18 protein-coding genes are annotated in these 22205 nt (G+C 45.9%); 3 read left to right on the top strand and 15 right to left on the bottom strand.

Going from position 1 to position 22205, the window contains the following annotated elements; genetic code table 11:
- Positions 1-268: 268 nt before the first annotated feature.
- The 4 genes from codY to GT1_RS17235 form a co-directional block, all read right to left on the bottom strand.
- Positions 269-1045 carry a GTP-sensing pleiotropic transcriptional regulator CodY gene (codY, locus tag GT1_RS17250; RefSeq protein WP_075752963.1) on the bottom strand — a complete coding sequence of 259 codons (777 nt, stop codon included), beginning with the start codon at positions 1043-1045 and terminating at the stop codon, positions 269-271.
- Between the two features lie 190 nt (positions 1046-1235).
- A complete protein-coding gene (locus GT1_RS17245) occupies positions 1236-2060 on the bottom strand; it encodes a phosphoenolpyruvate hydrolase family protein (RefSeq protein ID WP_188399741.1) in 825 nt (274 codons plus the stop codon).
- A gap of 452 nt (positions 2061-2512) precedes the next feature.
- Positions 2513-3787 (bottom strand): IS110 family transposase, encoded by a 1275-nt coding sequence (locus tag GT1_RS17240; RefSeq protein ID WP_188399729.1) that lies wholly within the window; start codon positions 3785-3787, stop codon positions 2513-2515.
- Positions 3788-3908: 121 nt separating this feature from the next.
- Positions 3909-5126, bottom strand: coding sequence for a Tm-1-like ATP-binding domain-containing protein (locus GT1_RS17235; protein ID WP_188399740.1), 1218 nt, complete (start codon positions 5124-5126; stop codon positions 3909-3911).
- A 188-nt stretch (positions 5127-5314) separates the two neighbouring features.
- Here GT1_RS17235 and GT1_RS17230 point away from each other — a divergent pair, with 188 nt between their 5' ends.
- Entirely contained in the window at positions 5315-6304 is a 990-nt protein-coding gene (locus tag GT1_RS17230; RefSeq protein ID WP_188399739.1) for a pyridoxal-phosphate dependent enzyme, read from the top strand.
- A 580-nt stretch (positions 6305-6884) separates the two neighbouring features.
- Here GT1_RS17230 and GT1_RS17225 read toward each other — a convergent pair.
- Positions 6885-8039: an aldo/keto reductase gene (locus GT1_RS17225; RefSeq protein WP_188399738.1), complete on the bottom strand. Its 1155-nt coding sequence runs from the start codon at positions 8037-8039 to the stop codon at positions 6885-6887.
- Between the two features lie 222 nt (positions 8040-8261).
- On the opposite strand from GT1_RS17225, the gene GT1_RS17220 reads away from it, so the two are divergent.
- Positions 8262-9590, top strand: a complete 1329-nt coding sequence (locus tag GT1_RS17220) for an IS30 family transposase (protein ID WP_188399737.1) — start codon at positions 8262-8264, stop codon at positions 9588-9590.
- A gap of 225 nt (positions 9591-9815) precedes the next feature.
- Here GT1_RS17220 and GT1_RS17215 read toward each other — a convergent pair whose 3' ends face one another.
- The 10 genes from GT1_RS17215 to GT1_RS17170 all read right to left on the bottom strand — a co-directional run bounded on the left by GT1_RS17215 (position 9816) and on the right by GT1_RS17170 (position 21772).
- A complete protein-coding gene (locus tag GT1_RS17215) occupies positions 9816-11030 on the bottom strand; it encodes an MFS transporter (RefSeq protein ID WP_188399736.1) in 1215 nt (404 codons plus the stop codon).
- 11 nt (positions 11031-11041) lie between these two features.
- Positions 11042-11680: a DUF3786 domain-containing protein gene (locus tag GT1_RS17210; protein WP_223226335.1), complete on the bottom strand. Its 639-nt coding sequence runs from the start codon at positions 11678-11680 to the stop codon at positions 11042-11044.
- 78 nt (positions 11681-11758) lie between these two features.
- Complete coding sequence (locus GT1_RS17205; RefSeq protein ID WP_188399734.1) at positions 11759-11932, bottom strand: hypothetical protein; 174 nt, start codon at positions 11930-11932, stop codon at positions 11759-11761.
- A 535-nt stretch (positions 11933-12467) separates the two neighbouring features.
- A complete protein-coding gene (locus tag GT1_RS17200) occupies positions 12468-12647 on the bottom strand; it encodes a hypothetical protein (protein ID WP_188399733.1) in 180 nt (59 codons plus the stop codon).
- 46 nt (positions 12648-12693) lie between these two features.
- Positions 12694-15876 (bottom strand): efflux RND transporter permease subunit, encoded by a 3183-nt coding sequence (locus GT1_RS17195; protein WP_188399732.1) that lies wholly within the window; start codon positions 15874-15876, stop codon positions 12694-12696.
- 11 nt (positions 15877-15887) lie between these two features.
- Complete coding sequence (locus tag GT1_RS17190; protein ID WP_188399731.1) at positions 15888-17180, bottom strand: efflux RND transporter periplasmic adaptor subunit; 1293 nt, start codon at positions 17178-17180, stop codon at positions 15888-15890.
- 28 nt (positions 17181-17208) lie between these two features.
- Positions 17209-18546: a TolC family protein gene (locus GT1_RS17185; RefSeq protein ID WP_188399730.1), complete on the bottom strand. Its 1338-nt coding sequence runs from the start codon at positions 18544-18546 to the stop codon at positions 17209-17211.
- Between the two features lie 452 nt (positions 18547-18998).
- Positions 18999-20273, bottom strand: coding sequence for an IS110 family transposase (locus GT1_RS17180; protein ID WP_188399729.1), 1275 nt, complete (start codon positions 20271-20273; stop codon positions 18999-19001).
- Positions 20274-20770: 497 nt separating this feature from the next.
- Complete coding sequence (locus GT1_RS17175) at positions 20771-21238, bottom strand: DUF5662 family protein (protein WP_188399728.1); 468 nt, start codon at positions 21236-21238, stop codon at positions 20771-20773.
- A gap of 270 nt (positions 21239-21508) precedes the next feature.
- Positions 21509-21772 carry a hypothetical protein gene (locus GT1_RS17170; RefSeq protein ID WP_223226330.1) on the bottom strand — a complete coding sequence of 88 codons (264 nt, stop codon included), beginning with the start codon at positions 21770-21772 and terminating at the stop codon, positions 21509-21511.
- A gap of 159 nt (positions 21773-21931) precedes the next feature.
- Here GT1_RS17170 and GT1_RS17165 point away from each other — a divergent pair, with 159 nt between their 5' ends.
- Positions 21932-22132, top strand: a complete 201-nt coding sequence (locus GT1_RS17165; protein ID WP_188399726.1) for a helix-turn-helix domain-containing protein — start codon at positions 21932-21934, stop codon at positions 22130-22132.
- The last annotated feature ends 73 nt before the right edge of the window (positions 22133-22205 follow it).

Raw genomic sequence — 22205 nt, 5'->3', positions numbered from 1 at the left:
ATAAGCAACAGAATCTGTGCCAAGCCGCATGATAGCCAAAAAAATCATATCTTTAGCCAAACGGGTGATATGTCATGGTATCTATTCGGTAAATTAGGATAATTATCCTCTATCCATGATTGTGTCTTTGTCATACCGATAAAGAACCGCTCTCTATATTCAAAAACATAAAAGTCCTGCAATTTGTTAATTGCAGGACTTTTATGTTCGCCTGATGATAGCTAAGGCAAATATTTATTCCCGTGAGCCCTAAATTTCCTGGGGCGGCTTAGTGCTTTTTCTTATTTAATTCTCCAATAAGCTGTTCATTGAGAATCCTTATATTTGTGCCTTTCATTCCCAGTGACTTGGACTCAATCACACCTGCACTCTCAAGCTTTCTCAAGGCATTGACAATGACCGATCTGGTGATTTTCTCACGGTCAGCAATTTTGCTGGCCACAATTAAATCCTCATTGCCATTGAGTTCGTCCATGATAATCATAGCTGCCTCCAGTTCAGAATAAGAAAGCGTATTTAACGCTACCTGGACGATGGTTCGCTTACGCATCTCTTCCTCCAGCTTATCCACGCTGCCCCGGAGCAAACCCATGCCAAGCATGGTAGCGCCATACTCGGCCAACACCAGATCCTGTTCAGTAAATTCAGCATGAAACTTGGCAATAACTAACGATCCCAGGCGTTTGCCAATACCAACAACCGGAACTACCAGGGAATACTTTTCATCAATAGGGCATTGCAGCTGCTCACTAAGCACACAATTGCCGTCTTGGAGACGTATATTGCTGCTGGTTTCACGCACCCGCCGCAGTATCTTCACATATTCTTCCGGAAACTGACCCTGTTCCAGTACATCTTCCAATATAACTCCACATTCAAATTCCTGCTGCAAAGCATATCCGAGAATTACCCCTTCTTTGTCAACCAGATACACATTGGCTGCCATAAATTCACTGAGAAGCTTGGTAACCTTATTATAATCCACCTTTTCGGATTCTTGCAGCAAATGATTGATTTCCCGCGTTTGTTTTATTAATGCCGTCACGACACAAGCCCGCCTTTCCTATATAATATATTCTATTTCTAACTAAACCCCTAATACTCGGTTTTTGTACCCCTTTCCAATTTTTGATTGCAGGTTATTATTTATTTCTCACAAACGGACAGAATTCCTGCCACATCCGACAGGATTTAGCAGGAATTCTACTATTTTTCGCTATTACGGTGTGATATGTCTATTTTTTTATTGCTTTGAAGGCCTCGGTTTGCTGCTTTATTCCCACTTCTGTGGCAAACCGTTCAATACTGGAAGCACCAAAGAAACCTGCCACATCACGAGTGTTCGCAATGATATACTGTGCATCTGCCGGTTCAGCGATAGGACCGCCATGACATAAGACAAGAATATCCGGCTTGACCGCCTTGGCAGCATCACAAATCGTCTGAACTTTGACAACACAATCATCCAGCGTTAATGCGGTTTTAGCCCCGATTGTGCCTTTGGTTGTCAACCCCATATGAGCCACAATGATATCGGCTCCGGCTTTAGCCATTTTCACGGCTTGCCCGGTATCAAATACATAAGGGGAAGTAACCAAATCCAGTTCATGCGCTTTTTTGATCATTTCGACTTCCAAATCGTATCCCATGCCGGTTTCTTCCAGGTTCTGCCGGAATACGCCATCAATGAGCCCAACGGTAGGGAAGTTCTGGACACCGGCAAACCCTTGCTCTTTTAGCTGCTTTAAGAACACTTCCATAATCCGAAACGGGTCGGTACCGCATACGCCGGCTAAAACAGGGGTATGCTTCACAACAGGTAATACTTCGGCCCCCATCTCGACAACAATTTTATTGGCATCGCCATAGGGCAGCAAGCCTGCCAGTGACCCCCTGCCTGCCATTCTATATTTCCCGGAATTATAAATAATGATTAAATCGACACCACCGGCCTCACCGCTTTTAGCCGATATACCGGCCCCGGCTCCGGCGCCCACTATAATTCTGCCGGCAGTGATTTCCGCTCTCAGCTTCTTTAGTATTTCGCTTCTGGTTGGCATAAAAACGCCTCCCTTAATAGTCTAACGAAATTCTTCATTTATCTCGTTCAATCGCAGTATTTCACATTGGACAAATCGAACCTGCTCCTCGGATAGACTTAACTTTACTGGTCGCGATGTGTTTTAGGGTATGGTAAATAAACCGCTTCGTTTTTTCCATATCCTGGCCTATGGGATTCCACATCAGCTCCAGGCGGCAAACCTCCCATGTCTTACGGCATCATTGTGCCTAATTCCTTCGTTCTGCCTATCCCGGAGATGGAACGTCAATCATGCTCCTACGCTGGGTCTGTGCCCTAAAGGTAAAATTCAACTTGACTGCCCCGGCTCTACGTTGTCAATGTACTGTTCATGAATCAATTAATGTATCTTGCTATCTTTTTGCGGCGATCCCTTGTCCGTTGCGGCACTCGGACAGCTTTGCGCGCAACTTTGTGCGTGTCTCCAGTGGCTTACGCTGCTTTCATCGACGGTTGCATATCCTGAGTCATTTTTGCTGCATCATAGGCACATCCCTTGGTCAGTAACGCGTAGAGTACGCGCACCAATTTACCACAAAGCGCGATTATTGATTGCATCTTACTCAGCGGATTCTTTTCCCGCGTCAAGTTGCGCTGATGCATAACTCTGAATTCTTCATTCGTTGCTAATATCGGTATCATCACCCGGAACAAGCCTTCGCGCAGTCGCCTTCTTCCTCGCTTACTTATGGTAGTTTTTCCTTTGTGCTTACCTGAACTGTTTTCTTTCAAGCTCAAGCCTGCCATTTTTTGAATCTGGCGCGGATCCTGAAACCGCTGAATGTCGCCAATTTCACTGACGATAACAGCCGCCGTCATCATTCCGACACCTTTAATCTCAAGTAGTTTTGCCGCATTAGGCACCCTGAGCAATAGCTCTGCCATCAGCTCTTCTATTTGCTGTCGCTGCGTTGTAATTATCTCATACTGTTGCAGCAGATTCTTCAGCGATGCTTCAGCTGCTTCGCTGCCAGCAGTCCGCCCAATTGATTCAGTGGCCGCTCGAACCAATCGTTCGGCTTTTTTCAGACTACTTCGCTTCAGGTTCTCTTGCCATATTTTCATCACGCCTTGTGCTCCGACTGCACTCACTTTTGCTGGCGTTGGCATATGCTTGAGCGTTGCTATGGCCGTTTTGGCACTCCAGTCTTTGAATATGCTTGTGAATTCTGGAAAGCGGATGTCCAGCCAGCGGACGACTTGGTTGCTGATTCCGATGAGCTGCTCTTGCAGGCGCTCGCGCTCAGATACTGCTTCTCGTAGTTCTTGATACAAATCAGCCGGAATATATACGTCACGGTATCGACCGTCTTTGATCAGCATGGCAATTGTTTTCGGGTCTTTGCGGTCGCTTTTTGTCTGGCTATTGTCATCAAGTTCTCTTGTACATTTGACATGAAAAGGATTTACTATACCCAGCCTGTAGCCTTTATCTCTTAGGTAATCCCCTAGCGTAAACCAGTAGTGCCCTGTTGGCTCAAAGCCTACAATGGCCTCGGTTTTCTCTTTTTGCTGCATAATATTTTGCATCCATCCCTCAAATGCTTCATAGCCCTGAGCTGTGTTGCTAAACCGCAGCAATTTTGCTTGCTCGACTCCCCGATTATCAAAGGCTCTGGCATAGTGCGTCTCTTTGCCGATATCGATTCCTACCACTAGCGTTTCATTTTTGATTTGCAAAATCTTCTCGTTTTGTGTATTCTTCATAGTGAGATGCCTCCTCAATACTTTTGCCTTGTGCCTTTCTTTGCTCGGATCAGCACATTGCTATTGTATTGCCGGGCGTCTCTTTTTTCAAAGCCTATTTTTACTGATTACAGGAATGCTCCTACCTGTGTTTTTCTGTTACTAGTTCAATTAATTTTTGCGCGGCCGCTGTGGAAAACTCAATATCATTGATATTCGCATTGATTTCGATAATTTCAACAAGTGGATTGGTAATATTGTCTTTGAGCGTTTTAAATAACATGGCATCCTCTTCCGGGCCATAGAAGGGCTGACCGGGGGAATCAATCATGGAGACCCCCTGCAACGGCAGCAATAACGCCGCTTTGGCTGTACACATATTTAGTTTTTCGGCAATCATCAGTCCCAGCTGCCTATTTTCCTCAACCGTGGTGCGCATCAAGGTCACCGTAGGATTGTGTTTATAAAAATTACGCCCGTTATATTTGCCCGGAACGGTGCTAATGGGCCCGAAATTCACCATATCCAAAGCGCCGACAGAAACAACTTGCGGTATTTGATTTAGGGCGGCGGCTTCCAGTCTTTTATCTCCGGCTGCCATGTTGCCCCCCATGAGCTCATCACACCACTCTGTTGTGGTAATGTCAAAAACGCCTTCAATATAACCGTCTTTAATCAAACCTTCCATGGCTTTACCGCCGGTTCCTGTCGCATGGAAGATTAAAACCTCATAACCTTGCTGCTCGAGATATTCTCTGGCCTGATCTACACAAGGCGTCGTCACCCCGAACATGGAAGCGGCAATCAGAGGGTTCTTTTCAATCGCTTTATTTACTTCAAATTTTACCATTCCCGCGATAGCCAGTGCCGCATTGGCAAAGATTTTCGTTGAGATAGAATTTAAGCCGGCAACATCCACAATGGAGGGATACATAAAAATATCACTGGTTCCCACGTACATGGATACATCGCCTGCCGCTACGGTTGAAACCATAACTTTCGGCACACCGATCGGCAGAGCCCGCATGCCGGGAGTGACCAGAGAGGTCCCGCCGCTCCCGCCACAGGAAATTACGCCGTCAAACTTACCTGCCGCATACAGCTGGGGAAGCAATTTCTCCAACCCCCGGGAGAGTACATCGGTTGCCAGCGCTCGGTCTTTGTTAGCCGCGATGGTTTTAATATCGGCTCCCACAACGCGGGCAATGTCTTCATTCGAAACATCTGCCGCCAGTTTTGACTCAAATACCCCTGTATGAATCATGAAGGTCTTCAAGCCCAGGCTGTGAATGATTTCTTGCAGATAAGCAAACTCAAGACTTTTGGAATCGAACGTTCCGGCAATAGCAACCGTTTTCATGATAACCCCTCCTCGCGATTCGTGAGTTAACGGGATGACTGCACAGCTACATTTTCCTGTTAACAAAATGATACCGTATTTTCAGATAAATTCATATATTTATTACATTTATAGTTTTTATTTTTCCCAATTATATTATGATAGATACAGGAGTGTTCAACATACTTATGTAGAAGGGGTGGGCGTTCATGCATTTTTATTGTTCTGATTGTAAAAAGGTATATCCCATTAGTGGCCTTGCGTATCAATGTGAATGCGGGGGACTTTTTAAGCTCTATAAAGCAAAAGAAGAAGTAATTCCCAAAGCGGTGTCCCTGGGAGAGGTTGTGACTCCGGTTGTAAAACGCAAGCTGGAGAACATAGAGGTTAATTTAAAGCTTGATTATATGAATCCCACCGGTTCCTTTAAAGACCGGGGGGCTTTGGTTACAATTAATATGCTCAAGGAGTTAGGTATCACCGAAGTGGTTGAGGATTCTTCCGGTAATGCCGGGGCAGCTTTCGCCGGTTATTGTGCGGCAGCCGGCATTACCTGCAATATCTATTTGCCGGAAAATACATCGGCAGGCAAGATTAAACAGATTAGTGCCTATAAAGCCAATATCGTTAAGATTCCGGGAACACGTGATGACGTGGCGGCAGCAACCCTGAAAGCAGCCGAGAAAACCTACTATGCTTCCCACGTTTATAATCCATTGTTTTTCGAAGGAACTAAGTCGCTTGCCTATGAAATCTATGAGCAAGTCGGCATACCCGACTATATCGTTGTGCCTGCCGGTAACGGCACTATGCTGCTGGGGGTATATATCGGTTTTAAAGAACTGGGGAAACTCCCCCGTATCATTGCCGTGCAAAGTGAGAACTGTGCGCCTGTGTACAGCAAATTTAAAAACCAGCCAAATAAGGAAATAACACCAACTGTCGCCGAAGGCATCGCTGTTGGAAAACCCAGGAGAATTGATGAGATGATAGCCGCCGTTAAAGACAGCAATGGCGATGTTATTACCGTCGATGACGAAAGGGTAATACAAGCTCAGCAAATGCTTGGTAATATGGGCATTTATGTCGAAGCCACTGCCGGCGTGGCCGTCGCCGGCATGCTGCACTATTTTCAGGGACAATCTGACAACAAACTTACTATTGTCGTCCCTTTAACCGGTACAGGGTTAAAGAAATAGGAGAAGCCGAAGAAAAGAAAAACCACCATCCAAAAGGATGATGGTTTTTCTTCGCCATATATATTTGTCAATTCACCATGTCTCTCAGCAACTAAATTATGCCAGATACGTGAACTAAGTTTAGTACAAATAACGAAACTGCAATAAAGACTAGAGCGGCCCCTCCAAGTTGAAATGCCATAGTATCATCCCTTTCCTTACCCTATTTTTAGTTACTGCTGCACCAAAGAAAGCGTGAATAAAATGAAAATATTGAATTGACATAATATAAGATGACTTTATTCTACTCCGATTAAATTGTCCTTGCAAGGAGGATTAAGGAACATATAGCCTGAAAATGAGCGCTAAGCCGGACTAAGGATTACTTACATACCCCATAAGTAAAATAACTCCTGATTAGGAGCTTTTAAGGATATGTCGGCCTGCCGGCCGCCATACAAAACTTATACATGCAAAAACCTCCCAAGGTCTTTTTTCATCCTACCCTGAAAGGCTTTTGCTTTTGCTTTCTTTTTCACTGCACCGATACACATGGTACACATCAAGCGCACTCCTTGATAATTCCGCGCCTGCCTGATGTTTAATGACCAAAAAGTTTAACCGCCTGTTTCATTTTGTCTATAACATTTACAGCAAAAGGACAGTTCTTCATACATGACCCGCATGCTATACATTCATGTGCATGATGATCCAGTACGGCATAATGATTCTTCACTGTTTCCGGCACATCGGCTTGAATTAAAGCTAAATCCAAATATTTATTTACTAATGCAATATCAATTTTTTCCGGGCAGGGGGCACAATGTCCGCAATACATACAGTGTCCGTGTAAGGTACTTCTTGGTGCACTCACAAGAACTTCACTATAATCCTTTTCTTTATTGCTTGCAGTGTTGTAGGCAGTTGCTGCCAATATTTCCTGCAGATTAGCCACGCCAACCATTACGGATGCCACTGCCGGTCTGGTTAAACAGTAATGTAAGCATTGCACCGGGGTCAGTGCTTTGGCAAAAGGAGATGCCTGGTCACTGAACAGCACTCCGGCAGCATATCCCTTCATAACAGTTAAAGCGACACCCGCATTGCTGCAAGTTTGGTATAATCTATTACGCTTGGGGTCAATGCCTTCATAAATCCGGTCTTTAAAAGTACTTTCTTCAAACAGGATATTTACATCCTCATTAGCTGGCAACATATCATAAGCCGCATTGATGCTAAATAAAATTACATCAATGAGTCCTGTTTCCACTGCACTAAAAGCAATATCCGGATTATGTGTTGATATTCCTAACGATTTAATAACTCCTTTTGCCTTTAACTCTTTGGCATATGTGATTATTTCTCCCGTAAAGATGTTATCAAAATCTTTTTGATCATCCACATAATGCAACATGCCGATATCAACATAGTCTAACTGCATTCTGCGTAAAAAATCTTCAAATGCACCGACAACTTCATTAAAATCCCTGGTGCGCCGGTATTGTCCGTTATCCCAGACAGAACACAGATGCCCCTGAATAACAAAACTGTCCCGGGGATATTTGCTTAACGCTTTGCCAACATTACTTCTGACTTCCGGATTGGAATTGTATATATCAAGAAAATTAACGCCTTCAGCAAAGGCACAATCAATAATTGCTTCACAAGCCACAGCGTCTATATTTTCAAGTCCGCCGCCGCCAAGACCAATGGTACTTACTTTAATCCCAGTTCTCCCTAAAACCCGATATTCCATACTAACCTCCCTGTCACAAAGTTATCAACCCCCGGATTTCCCTAAATCTAATCTAGCACTTGGAGCCCAGTCCATGTCAAGCATTTTTTGGGGGAAGTACCGTAAAATGAAAAGGTAACTTCGTGATTGTAAGGGTAAATTCGTGTTTCATGATGTTAGTCTTGCACTACTTTTTGGTACAATGAATAGGCAGTGGATTCCTCCTCAAGCTAGGAGGTCATTATGGCTAAAACTAATTATGATGGCAAACATTTGACAACCACCCATCGCATTAAGATTGAGAAAGGGTTATTGGACGGTGAATCTCTAGCTTCTATTGCTAGAAAAATCACTAAACATCCCAGTACTGTGGCTAAGGAAATCAAAAAATACCGCTACTTTCCCGAGAGGGAATGTTCTGCCAAAAAGCTTCCCTGTCTTTTTAAAAAAAGCTGTCAGCTTCGTTTTCTCTGTGACAAAAAGGACTGTGTTAAACTCTGCAAGACCTGTTATGATCCCTCGCGTGAGGCTGATTGTCATGAAATCTGCCCCGATTACGCAGCTACCGTCTGCTCTAAAATCCAGAAAGCACCTTATGTCTGTAATGCTTGCTCTAAGGTTAAACGCTGCTCGCTTCAGCATGCCTTCTATTCCGCTCAGCAGGCAGATGAAGCAGCCCAGGATCTTCTGGTTTCCTGCCGCAGTGGAATTAACCAGTCTCCGGCCGACATCGCCCTGCTCAATGACCTCATTTCACCTTTATTAAAGCAAGGGCAATCTCTGGCTCACATTTATGCCCATCACGGACATGAGATTCCTTGCTGCCGCAGAACACTTTACAATTACATCGATCAAGGAGTCTTTACCGCAAGAAATATTGATTTAAGACGCCGCGTCCGTTATCAATGCAAAGAACGGAAGAAAGCAACCCGAGTGAGCCTCTCGGCCAGAGAATTCCGCATCAACCGTACGTATGACGATTTCTGTGCCCTAATGAAAAAAGCTCCTTCTTCTCTGGTGGTCGAGATGGACACTGTGGAGGGCGGACGCGGGAATAGTAAGCAGGCTTTTTTAACTTTATTTTTCCGAAACTGTTCCCTGATGCTTATCTTTGTTATCCCAGAAAAAACGCAGGAATGCGTCATCGAAGTCTTTGATACCCTTTCAGAAAAGCTGGGGATCCAAATCTTTCAGGAACTTTTCCCGCTCATCCTTACCGACAACGGAACTGAGTTTCAAAATCCGCAACGCTTAGAATACGATCGTCACGGCGTAAGTCGGACAAGCATCTTTTACTGTAATCCAAACAGTTCCTGGCAGAAAGGGATGCTTGAGAAGAACCATGAATACCTGCGCTATGTCATTCCCAAAGGGCAAAGCCTAGATACTTATAACCAGCGTGATGCTACTCGTTTAATGAACCACATCAACAGTGAAGCAAGAGACAGCCTGAACGGTTGCACTCCGTTCAGGCTGTCTCTTTTGCTGTTAAATCCAAAATTGCATGAACTTCTGAAACTAGTTGCAATTCCTCCGGACGAGGTTACTCTAAAACCCTCACTCTTAAAATAACACTCATCATACAGGAAAATCCACTGCCGAATTTAGTCTTGCACGAAAACGACATGTGGAACTGAGTTTTGCACGCTGTTTCAGATGTCTGTTTTCCCTGTGTAAAAACAGGAAAATTAATCTCTTTAATGGCATTATACCAGATTTTTTTCTCTTTCGTAAATAAACTGAATTGACCTTAGCCTTGCATTCTCAATGCTTTGATCGATTCTTGAAGTTACCTTTTCATTTAACCTTTGGGGGAAGTACAGCGTCCTCGCGAATCGGCAGGTTAACCAGTGCCGCTAAAGCTGCCAGCACAATATCCACATACCACATCCAGAGGAAATTACCATCATGCGCCATGGCAAGACCCCCCAGCCAGGCACCTAAAAAACCGCCAATCTGATGGGTCAAGAGCGTCAAGCCGAAAAGGGTAGCCAAATATCGTGTTCCGAACAATTTTCCCACAAGACCGGCGGTTGGCGGTACTGTCGCCAGCCATGTAAACCCAAGCGATGCAGCGAAGATATAAAATGTCAAAGCCGTTTTGGGAGCCAGGAGATATAGTCCGATCATTACAGCGCGACTGCCGTACATAACAGCAAGTATATACTTCATCCGGTAGCGTGAGCCCAGTGAGCCGGCAAATAAACTACCTGCTATATTAAACAAGCCGATTATAGCTAACGAGGCCGCCGATACATTGGCCGAATGCCCGCATAACGCAACTTCTCCCGGCAAATGAGTCACCAGAAAGGCAATGTGAAAGCCGCAGGTAAAAAATCCTGCATGCAGGCACAGATAGCTTCGGTCCTGCATCGCCAGCCGTAATTGCTGTACCAACCCCCCGGCTGGCTGTTCTGCTGCCACCGCCATTGCAGGTGCCCGTTTGCCGCATAGCAGTGAGGCCAGAGGAATGGTAAGCAGGGTTGTTGCCGCCATGGTAAACATGGCGGCAACCCAGCCAAATCCACTAATAACGGCCTGGAGTAAAGGAGCAAAGATAAATTGGCCTAACGAGCCTCCCGCATTGATAAAACCGCCGGCAAAAGCCCGGCGTTCGGCAGGTATCCGCTGCGAGGTAGCACCAATGAGTATGGAAAAGCTCCCCGCACCGGCTCCTGCCGCACTTAAAACACCCATAGTTAACACCAGCGACCACTCTGAATTAGCGAAAGGAGTAAGGGCTAAGCCTCCTGCAAGCAGGAAAGTGCCAAAGACAATCACTCCATAAGAACCTCTTTTGTCAGCAATCGCGCCAAAAACAGGCTGCGCCAACCCCCATATAAACTGCCCTACAGCGAGAGCAAAGCTAATGGAAACAATACCTAAGCCGGTTGTTGTATCGATTGGTGAAACAAAAAGCCCCACCGATTGTCTGGCACCCATGGTAATCGCCAAAATTGCAGCTGAACTTAGCATGATCACCCATGCTGCCCTGGTTGAATTGACTTCCATATATGTCTCCTTTAGTTACCAGGCACCATGTCCATGCCGGCTAATTTAATCAGTTTGTTGGCAAGATAGCTGCCAACGCCGATAACACTCTCAATATGCAGGAAATGTTCGATAGACGGGTCAAATAAAACTGTGGCGTTTGCCGGAACTTCTTCGTCTCCCTCCCAGATAATCACACACAGCGGAATCTTGGGAAATACCTGGAAAACAGCGGAGGCAGTGCCAAACCCGGCCGGCTGGCCGCCCATCTGTTTGGCGCAGGCCAAGAGGAGTGCCGACTGCCGGCCAAAGGCTTTAATGAGACCGCGGATGGAATCTTTATAGAAAGCGGGATAGAAAAGCATGCCGCCGCCAGGTATTTCCTTAAGGCTGACCCACTTGCAGACAGGTTCTTGCCTGGATGCAAAAAAGGTAAGATAATGCAGGATGAGCATACGCGCACCGATGCCGGGAACCAAGCCATCTGCCGCATTATAAATGGTTTGCCGGCTGCAGTCGACAATAACCTTTTCATTAAAAAACGGGACAATAAACTGCTGTCTGTCACTAAGGTAAGCTACCTGCATGATCTCGGCAACTTCAGCAGGATCTTTGAGTTTTAAATCCTCCCAACCCTTATCAAGGGCGACACGGTAATTAGTCTTTTCCAGATAAATTCCTCCCCCGTAATCCCTGTATTATGCATCTTCTCACAGGTTAAAGCGGCAACAACGCTTACGCTGCTATATCTAGTAAAACAAAATATTAATATTCGGCAGATATTTACAGTAATCCTCTGCTGTTTCCAGCATGGCAAAGTCAGAAGATACCAGCCCAATTACATTTGTATTCACCTTGCTTTGATAACCGGTACAGCCTGGCCCAAACTTACTTGCCCCATCTTGGAAACTTCTCTCTGCCACCTTCGCAGACCTGCCTCCCGCCAATGTGCCGGAGTGTTTTTTGTGAATTGTCATTGCAATATCGTCCTTTCTTTTCGTGAATGTACTGGCTTACTAACATTCGTATTAAATTTGTGTGCATATACACGCAAAACATTGTACTACCAGCCGGCTAGCTTCTTGTGCCTCTTTCCCTGGCACCATCCCTGAAGCAAGTACCGTTTTCTCTCTTCGCCAGCATTTGCCGGACACACGAATGTTGCCCAGACTAAGCTCTACAAATTCAGCAGCAAGCTATCCGTCTTTCACTGTAATTAATTATTAGTGTATATACACATATAATATTTTAAATATACTACCTTGCCTCATACTATGTCAAGCCTTTAAAAAAATATTACCGTATTGCGTACCTGGCAGCCAGGCAAATAAATTTTTATCCCATCTCTAAACATAGTAAACCAAGTGCAGCAAAACAGCCAGCCCAACAAGGCTGACTGTTTGTTTTTTTGGGGACTACACAAAGGACAATCACGTGTGAGCCGCTCGCAAGCAAGTTCTAATGGTGACCGGAATGCTCGTTTGACTGGTTGTTGCCACTTTCTGCAGACGGTACTTGTTGATGATCTTGTTGGGTATTGGCTTGTTCAGCCAATACCAGTGCGGAACTCACTCCGGATGTTGCCACAAACGTACCCAGCAATAAAGCAATAACTAATTTTGATACCACTTTGTTCATAATGTCATCTCCCTAAAAACTATATTATTTGTATATAATGTCCCGTTTACGTATTGAAGGTATCAGATACGGGAGGGTTTTTGCGCTCACGCCATTGATTCCAGACCAGATAGATACAAGGCAATACGAGCAGGGTCAAAATTGTGGAGGTAATCAAGCCGCCAACAACTACTGTAGCCATCGGCCGCTGTACCTCGGCACCGGTGCCGGTGGCAAAGAGCAACGGGAATAAGCCGAGACTTGCGACCAGTGCCGTAATCATGACCGGCCTTAGCCGGGTGAATGCGCCCTCCATAATGGCTTCTTCCAGCGAGCGGTGATCCCGCAGGTGTTTGATATAGGTCACCATGATCACCCCATTTTGGACCGCAATCCCGAAGAGCGCAATAAAGCCGACAGCTGCCGCAACCGTAAGGTAGGTACCGGTAGCGTACATGGCTACAATACCGCCCACTAAAGAAAACGGAATGTTCATTAGAATGAGCAAGGCATCACTGGCAGAGTTGAAGGCCATATACAGTAAGAAAAAGGTGAGCACAATGACTGCCGGTACCACTATCATCAGCCGGTCTTTTGCCCGTTGCTGGTTCTCATACTGGCCGGTCCATTTCATGGAATACCCAGGGGGAAAGTCAACTTTTTCTTTAATAACTTGATTGGCTTCATTAACAAAGCCAACGACGTCCCGCCCCCGGGTATTCATCTGAACGCTCATCCAATAGACTCCATTTTCACTGCTAATCATGGATGGTCCGTCCACTACCTGGAATTGAGCGACTTCACCGAGAGGCACATAGGCACCGGTCGCCGGAGCAGCCGCGGCAGTGGCTTCGCCGCCGCTCATACCGCCCATACCGCCTGGTGATGTTGAGGCCGCAGCAGTGCCGCCACCGGTTACAGGAACGAGGATGTTTTGCATGGCATCAATGGTTTCGCGGTTTTCCCTGTTGTACCGTACAAGAACGTCAAAGCGCTTGCGCCCTTCAATAGTGGTTGTGGCAGTTTTGCCGCCTACCGCTAATTCGATAGCATCTTCAACGTCGGCGATGTTAAGACCATACCTGGCTGCTTTTTCCCGGTTAACCTGAATTTCTAAATAGCTGGCACCAAAGACTCTTTCGGCCAGTAAATCGCTGACACCGGGTACTGCTCCCAATGCCGTTTCAATGTCAAAGGCCTTTTGCTGAAGCACCTTAAGGTCTTCTCCGTAAAGCTTAATACCAAGTTCGGTGCGAACCCCGGTGGTCAGCATGGACAACCGGCCGGCAATCGGCTGAGTAAAGGCTAAGTTGAGTCCGGGGATGTTGGCCAGTTTGACCATCATTTCCTGTTCAATCGCCTCCTTGGTCATACCTGGCCGCCACTGCTCTTTGGGCTTTAGGGTGACAATAGTTTCAATCATACTGATTGGCGCCGGGTCCATTGCCGACTCGGCTCGACCCACCTTGCCGACCGACATATCGATTTCCGGAATCTCCATGATGACTTTGTCCATGGTCTTTGCCGATTCCAACGCTTCCGTGAGTGATACACTAGGCAGCATGGTCGGCATAACCAGGAATGTCCCTTCATCTAAAACCGGCATAAAAGTGGTACCAAGGAGCGGTAAGAGTGAGAATCCGGCTATCATTACAATTACGGCAATAACAATAGTAGTTTTGCTGTGCTTTAGTACTGACTTCAACGCAGGCGTGTACCATTGATGCATTCTGGCAACAATCCAGGTGTCTTTTTCCTGAACCTTACCTCTAAGCAGAAAAGTGCAGAGCACCGGCACCAAGGTGAATGCCAGTAACAATGAGCCGGTCATGGCAAAGCTTTTAGCCCAGGCCATGGGGGTATACATCTTGCCTTCGGTACCTGTCATGGTAAATACCGGCAGGAAGGTGACGATAATAATGGTGATGGAAAAGAAGATGGGTATGGCCACCTCTTTAGCCGCTTCCAGCGTCACGTCAATAATACTCCGCCGGCCGCGATCCTCGGCTAGATGCCGGTAAATGTTTTCCACCATAACAATGGCCGCGTCTGTCATAACGCCAATGCCGATAGCAATACCGCCAAGTGACATTAAATTGGCCGATAGGTGAATCTGTTTCATGGCAATCAGCGCAATCAAAATACCAATTGGAATGGCGCTGGTAACAATCAGGCTGGACCGGACATTCCCTAAAAAGGCGATAACAATGATAGACACTAAAATAAACTCTTCAATCAGCGCCCGCGTTAGTGTATTAACTGCTTTTTTCACCAGGTCAGTCTGATCATAAAAGGGTACAATCCGCATACCTTCCGGTAAGGTTGGCTGAATTTCTGCTATCTTGGCTTTCGCTTGGTCAATGACGTTCAGCGTATTCTCGCCCATGCGCTGAATAACAATCCCCCCGGCCGCCTCATAACCGGATTTGGTCAGCACACCCCGGCGAAAATCCGGGCCTGCAGTTACACCGGCTACATCTTTGATATATATGGGGACATTGTTGTTTTGGGTAATAACAACATTCTTAATATCATCAATGGACTCGATTAATCCCAGCCCGCGAATGATATATTCCTGACCGTTTTGTTCGACAACTTTCGCCCCAATATTGGCATTGTTAGCGTTAAGCGCCCCAATTACCTGATTAAAAGTAACCCGGTAGCTTTGCAGGAGCTGCGGATCAAGATTGATCTGATACTGCATTACATAACCGCCAATACTGGCAACTTCGGCTACTCCGGGCACAGCGCCCAGTTGTTGCTTGATGGTAAAATCCTGAATGGTGCGTAATTCAGCAAGATTGTGGCGATCACTTTCCACGGTATACATAAAGACTTGTCCCATCGGGGTGCTGACTGGGCCTAAAGCTGGCTGCACACCGCTTGGCAGACGGGGAATAGCCTGCTGCACTTTTTCATTTACCACTTGGCGGGCAAAGTAGGGATCTACTCCGTCTTCAAAAATAACTGTTATCAGTGACATGCCAAAAGATGAAGCTGACCGTACTTGTTTAACATTCGGCAGTCCCCGCAAGGCCGTCTCCAGGGGATAGGTGACCTGATCCTGGATTTCCTGCGGTCCCCGGCCCATCCAGTCGGCTGAAACAAGCACTTGGTTCTCACTAAGATCAGGAAAAGCATCAATCGGGGTATCACGTATGACAAAGATTCCCCATACAATAACCAGTGCGGTTAACACCAGGACAATCATTCGGTTTTTCAGGGAAAACTCGATTATTTTATTTAGCATGCCAGTCCTCCTTAATGCCCGCTGTGGCCGCTGTGCTGGCCTGCGTCAGCCGGAGCACCAGGTATGGCCGGCGCCGGGACCGGCGCTGCGCTACCGGCAGCCGGTGCCGATGCTGCGGCTCCCTTACCATCGCCCCCGCCGCCATGACCGGCATGGCTGCCAAAGCTGCCTAATTTAGTTTGGGAATCAATAAGGAAGGCAGCAGCTGTAACGACGGTTTCACCAGGCTGCAGCCCGGACAGGATTTGGACATAACCGTCGGCATATTGTCCTATGACTACATCGCGTCTGATGAAGGTATCTTCACTTTGAGCGACAAAGACAATTTTACGGCTGCCGGTATCCAAAATACTGGATTCCGGGATGAGCAGACTGTCTCCCAGAGGTATTTGAATCATAGCGTTAACAAACATGTTAGGTTTTAATTTGCCGACGGGATTGGCCATTTCTACCCGTACTTTAACCGTTCTGGTTGCATCATCAAGTATCGGGTTAATAAAGGTGACCTGTCCGTTAAAGGTTTCTCCCGGATAAGCGCCGCTAGTTACCACGACCGGCTGACCCGGCTTTATTCCTGCTATGTCTTTTTCGTAAATATCCGCATACAGCCAAACGGTAGATAAATCCGACAGGCTATACATTTTATCGCCGGGCATAATGAAGGTACCTGCCAGGACTTGTTTTTCCAGCACGGTTCCGCCAAACTGAGCATAAATGGTCATATGATCCTTGGGTTGTCTGGTATGCTCCAGATGAGCGATTTCATTGTCAGGTACATGCAAGAGTTGCAGTTTACGCCGGGCAGCCTCTAACAGGCGGTTGTTGATCTGGACTATATCTTTACTGGCATTTTTTAGTTTTTGAACATTTTCCATTGCCAATAAATATTCCTCCTGGGCCGCAATGTAGGTCGGGCTGTATACGGCGGCGATAGCCTGGCCGGGAGCAATCGTTTCTCCTTCGGCGGTTACGTAAAGCTGGTCTATCCGTCCTTCAACCCGGGAAGTGATGTAGGTCCGGCCGTTTTCATTCATAGCAATCTTGCCGGTGGTTTTAGTTTCTTTAGTTAACGGCTTAACAAACGCTTGCGCCGTTTGCACCCCAGCCAATTGCCGCGCCTTGGCGTCCAAAGTCACGGTATCTCCCATGGCCATAACCGGGGCATTTGTTTGGTGGCCGGTATGGTCTACAGCCGCCGGTACATTATGTTGAGCAGTATAGTAGTAGCCCACACCACCAATTACCAGAATGCCAGCAGTCACACCAATAATAAGTTTCTTTTTGGTCTGTAATGTTTCGATCATGCTGTCCTCTCCTTTTACGGTTTACTCATTATGGCTGCGTTCCACTGGTGAATAAAGGCTTCCCTACTGCATTTTCCAGATTGGCCGCCGCTTTCTCATAATCCACTTTAGCTTTATATAGTCCCAATTTAGCATTACGGAGCGTATTAACCCCGTCCAGAACAGTCATAAAATCGGCTTTGCCATGGGTATATCCAACGACCGCAGCCTGGTAGCTCTGTTCAGCCTGCGGAACAATGGTACTCTCATATAGTTCAATTTGACGCCAGCTAGTTTGGGCTTCGGTAAGCGCCATTTGGACGTCAAGTTCAGCCATATTCCTCATATTCTGAAGGGCAGCTTGCGAAGCTTCATAACCGGCTTCCGCTGCTTTGATTTCGGCTTTATTTTTCCCTTGCCAAATAGGGAACATTGCCATTACTTCAATACTCCAGGCAGGCTTGCGATCTTCAACCATGATTTTCGGGTCCATGCCGCTCATAGGCATTACGTCAATCATGGGTTCCTTATTCTTCTTGTACCCTAAACTGACTTCAAAATCAGGTAATTTTTGTTTTTTGGCTAAATCAATCCCGTTTTGGGCCATGTCCGCTTGATACTGCATCCCTACCACAGATGACTTACTTTCAGTAGCGGTTTTAATAAGGCCGGCCAAATCAAAATTGGGCGGCGGAGCTGTAAATTCTTCTTTAACTTCGAAAGCGGTATTCGTGCTGCGTCCCATCAAGTTGTTAATCTTTGCTTTCGCCACAGCTTCCATCGACGCCATATTTAGCAGATCAATTGTCATCTGTGAAAACTCAGTCTGAGCTTTTAGTGTATCCTGAAGCGGCACCATGCCTGTTGAGTAATTGACTTGAGCCAGCTTCGCAAGCTGACCCATAAGCTGCTGGCTCTCTTTGCCAATTGCCAGCGCTTGCTTAGAATAAAGGTAGTCATAATAGGCCTGTTTTGCTTGTACATAGACTGCGACCTGTTTTTCATCCCAGCTTGTTTTGCTCATGTTTGCTTCATTTTCTGCCATTTTACCCATTAACTTAAGTTTAGACGGGTTCATAAACTCCTGACTGATAGTAAACTCGGTCATCATGCCGTCACCGGGATTCAAACTGGATGTTGGAATATCGTCTTTCATAAAACCGACTTTGAGATTGGGTTGTGCTGTGGCAACAGGAATGCGATTGAATTTTTCTTCCCACCTTTTTTCGGTTTCTGCTACCGCCGGATTGCTTTTGATGGCGGTGTTTACGATTTCTTGCAGGGTTAAGGACTGTTCCGCTGCAAGGACTGGCTGTAAATTTGTTGCGAGCATAATACTGCCTACTACGAATGCTCTTATAATGCCAGTCGTTGAGATATTGCGCATTGTTCATCCTCCCTTAATAGTCTAACGAAATTCTTCATTTATCTCGTTCAATCGCAGTATTTCACATTGGACAAATCGAACCTGCTCCTCGGATAGACTTAACTTTACTGGTCGCGATGTGTTTTAGGGTATGGTAAATAAACCGCTTCGTTTTTTCCATATCCTGGCCTATGGGATTCCACATCAGCTCCAGGCGGCAAACCTCCCATGTCTTACGGCATCATTGTGCCTAATTCCTTCGTTCTGCCTATCCCGGAGATGGAACGTCAATCATGCTCCTACGCTGGGTCTGTGCCCTAAAGGTAAAATTCAACTTGACTGCCCCGGCTCTACGTTGTCAATGTACTGTTCATGAATCAATTAATGTATCTTGCTATCTTTTTGCGGCGATCCCTTGTCCGTTGCGGCACTCGGACAGCTTTGCGCGCAACTTTGTGCGTGTCTCCAGTGGCTTACGCTGCTTTCATCGACGGTTGCATATCCTGAGTCATTTTTGCTGCATCATAGGCACATCCCTTGGTCAGTAACGCGTAGAGTACGCGCACCAATTTACCACAAAGCGCGATTATTGATTGCATCTTACTCAGCGGATTCTTTTCCCGCGTCAAGTTGCGCTGATGCATAACTCTGAATTCTTCATTCGTTGCTAATATCGGTATCATCACCCGGAACAAGCCTTCGCGCAGTCGCCTTCTTCCTCGCTTACTTATGGTAGTTTTTCCTTTGTGCTTACCTGAACTGTTTTCTTTCAAGCTCAAGCCTGCCATTTTTTGAATCTGGCGCGGATCCTGAAACCGCTGAATGTCGCCAATTTCACTGACGATAACAGCCGCCGTCATCATTCCGACACCTTTAATCTCAAGTAGTTTTGCCGCATTAGGCACCCTGAGCAATAGCTCTGCCATCAGCTCTTCTATTTGCTGTCGCTGCGTTGTAATTATCTCATACTGTTGCAGCAGATTCTTCAGCGATGCTTCAGCTGCTTCGCTGCCAGCAGTCCGCCCAATTGATTCAGTGGCCGCTCGAACCAATCGTTCGGCTTTTTTCAGACTACTTCGCTTCAGGTTCTCTTGCCATATTTTCATCACGCCTTGTGCTCCGACTGCACTCACTTTTGCTGGCGTTGGCATATGCTTGAGCGTTGCTATGGCCGTTTTGGCACTCCAGTCTTTGAATATGCTTGTGAATTCTGGAAAGCGGATGTCCAGCCAGCGGACGACTTGGTTGCTGATTCCGATGAGCTGCTCTTGCAGGCGCTCGCGCTCAGATACTGCTTCTCGTAGTTCTTGATACAAATCAGCCGGAATATATACGTCACGGTATCGACCGTCTTTGATCAGCATGGCAATTGTTTTCGGGTCTTTGCGGTCGCTTTTTGTCTGGCTATTGTCATCAAGTTCTCTTGTACATTTGACATGAAAAGGATTTACTATACCCAGCCTGTAGCCTTTATCTCTTAGGTAATCCCCTAGCGTAAACCAGTAGTGCCCTGTTGGCTCAAAGCCTACAATGGCCTCGGTTTTCTCTTTTTGCTGCATAATATTTTGCATCCATCCCTCAAATGCTTCATAGCCCTGAGCTGTGTTGCTAAACCGCAGCAATTTTGCTTGCTCGACTCCCCGATTATCAAAGGCTCTGGCATAGTGCGTCTCTTTGCCGATATCGATTCCTACCACTAGCGTTTCATTTTTGATTTGCAAAATCTTCTCGTTTTGTGTATTCTTCATAGTGAGATGCCTCCTCAATACTTTTGCCTTGTGCCTTTCTTTGCTCGGATCAGCACATTGCTATTGTATTGCCGGGCGTCTCTTTTTTCAAAGCCTATTTTTACTGATTACAGGAATGCTCCTTAAATTAATGTACTAGCTCTTGCTGGGGCCTTATGTAGCAGTACAAATACATATACTGCCAGCTACTGCCTGGCTTTAAAGCCAAGCAGCCCTCCTCACTCAGAGGGCTGTTTGTAACTTTGGATTTGTTTCAGTATAACAAGTCATTATGAATTACTTATGAATACTTCTTGAAGAACTTGTGTGATTTCACTCTGGACAAATTCAGTTAAAAACAAAACTGGCACCGTATGAGAAACGGTGCCAGTCTGCTTAACTTTGAAATATTCTATTATGATAATGTACAATAAGTTTCGCAAATTGAATTAAGAGAAAAAAGGACCAGTTTGCAGTCCAAAAGGTAAAATCAAGTCACCACAACAGCATTACACCTCTTATAGACCCAGCTTTTGTTCAAGCCACTGTCTTGTAACGGGATGAAGCAGCAAGTGCTCCTTATTCTGCTGATACCAGGGGATCATATCCAGCCGGTCCGGCTGGCGGGAAACAGCAAGCCAATCGGCCAGCATTTCGCGCCGGTCTGCATCAGGCATAGGCAGCGGACGGACTGTGCCATTATCAAGGCAAACTACCCAGTGCTGCCAATGATGAGAATTGCGGTGATAATGGCGCAGCCAGCACAGAGCAAGCTCATCATTCGCCCGGTTCAGATCTATACAGCCATCTTCGCCACGCAAATTGCCTGCCCGCATCGCCCGAACCCGCGGCCCCCATTCACCAGACGTAAACTTAGTAAAGTCATGCAGCAGCCCCCGCCAGGGAATCCCCAATTTGCAAGCTTCCAGAAAAACATAACATTTATGACGTAAAACCGCAGACACATATTGAAGATGATATTTCATACTCAATAAATCACTCTCTTTTTCATCTGTCCAGCAGGAAAAATCTTAGCTGAGTATCCATCTTTACAATTCCTTGCTTCAAGCTAAATTCCTGCATTTTTTACTTTAGCTATATATAAGCCAATGTTTTAAACTGCCAGCTGATAACTTGCCTTAAAGTACTGCTATAAGTAAAAGAGCAGATTCCTTTCTTTTTTTCCATCATGCTTTTATAATTCATTGGTAAATAGGGACAGGCTGTGCCGTCAGTACACTTACCGATTAAGATCGTTAAGGTATAAAGGTTTTACCCTTAAATCGCCAAAGCTCACTTAATGCCATTTCCAGTTGCCAGAGAGCTTCGGTCGTATCTATTCCCGCTTTATTAAGCCGAGCAACCTCATCGGACGCTTCTCGTATTTTATCACATAGCTTGGTTTCCTTTTGTAGATACTCCGGTGAGTTTCGCGGTGTTACCATGGAAAACCTGTTATCATGATTAAACCACGCTTCAACCCTTTGGCTAATCCTCTCCATAAACTCATATTCCTCCATTAAGAAAACACCGGCAAAGATACCAGTACAAAATTATATCCCATATTATACCATATTGTTCAGTATTTATGCAATAAAATGTCAAATATTATGTACAGATATTTCACTGTTTCACCTCTATAATTTTAGACAGTTCCATTTCTTGTGAGGTGAGGCATTATGAGAGGCAAACATTTAGCAAAATATAGAGAAATTGGCCGCAAAGTTGCGTTTTACCGCAAGCTTCGCAATCTAACCCAAGAAAGCCTGAGTGAACAGATCGACAAGTCAAGGTCGTACATATCCAAAATAGAGGCGGAAAATTCTGAGATGGAATTTAGTCTAGACATTCTTTTCGATATTGCGGATGCCCTAAAGTGAATAATCCGGGGCAGAATTCCCACCCTGTCCGTACGTTGGTTCCAACTATTCCGGCATAAAGTTCCAATCGTTC

The sequence above is a fragment of the Sporomusa sp. GT1 genome (assembly GCF_014634905.1).
Classification (GTDB): Bacteria; Bacillota; Negativicutes; order Sporomusales; family Sporomusaceae; genus Sporomusa; species Sporomusa sphaeroides.
This window is presented reverse-complemented; position numbering and strand designations above follow the sequence as displayed.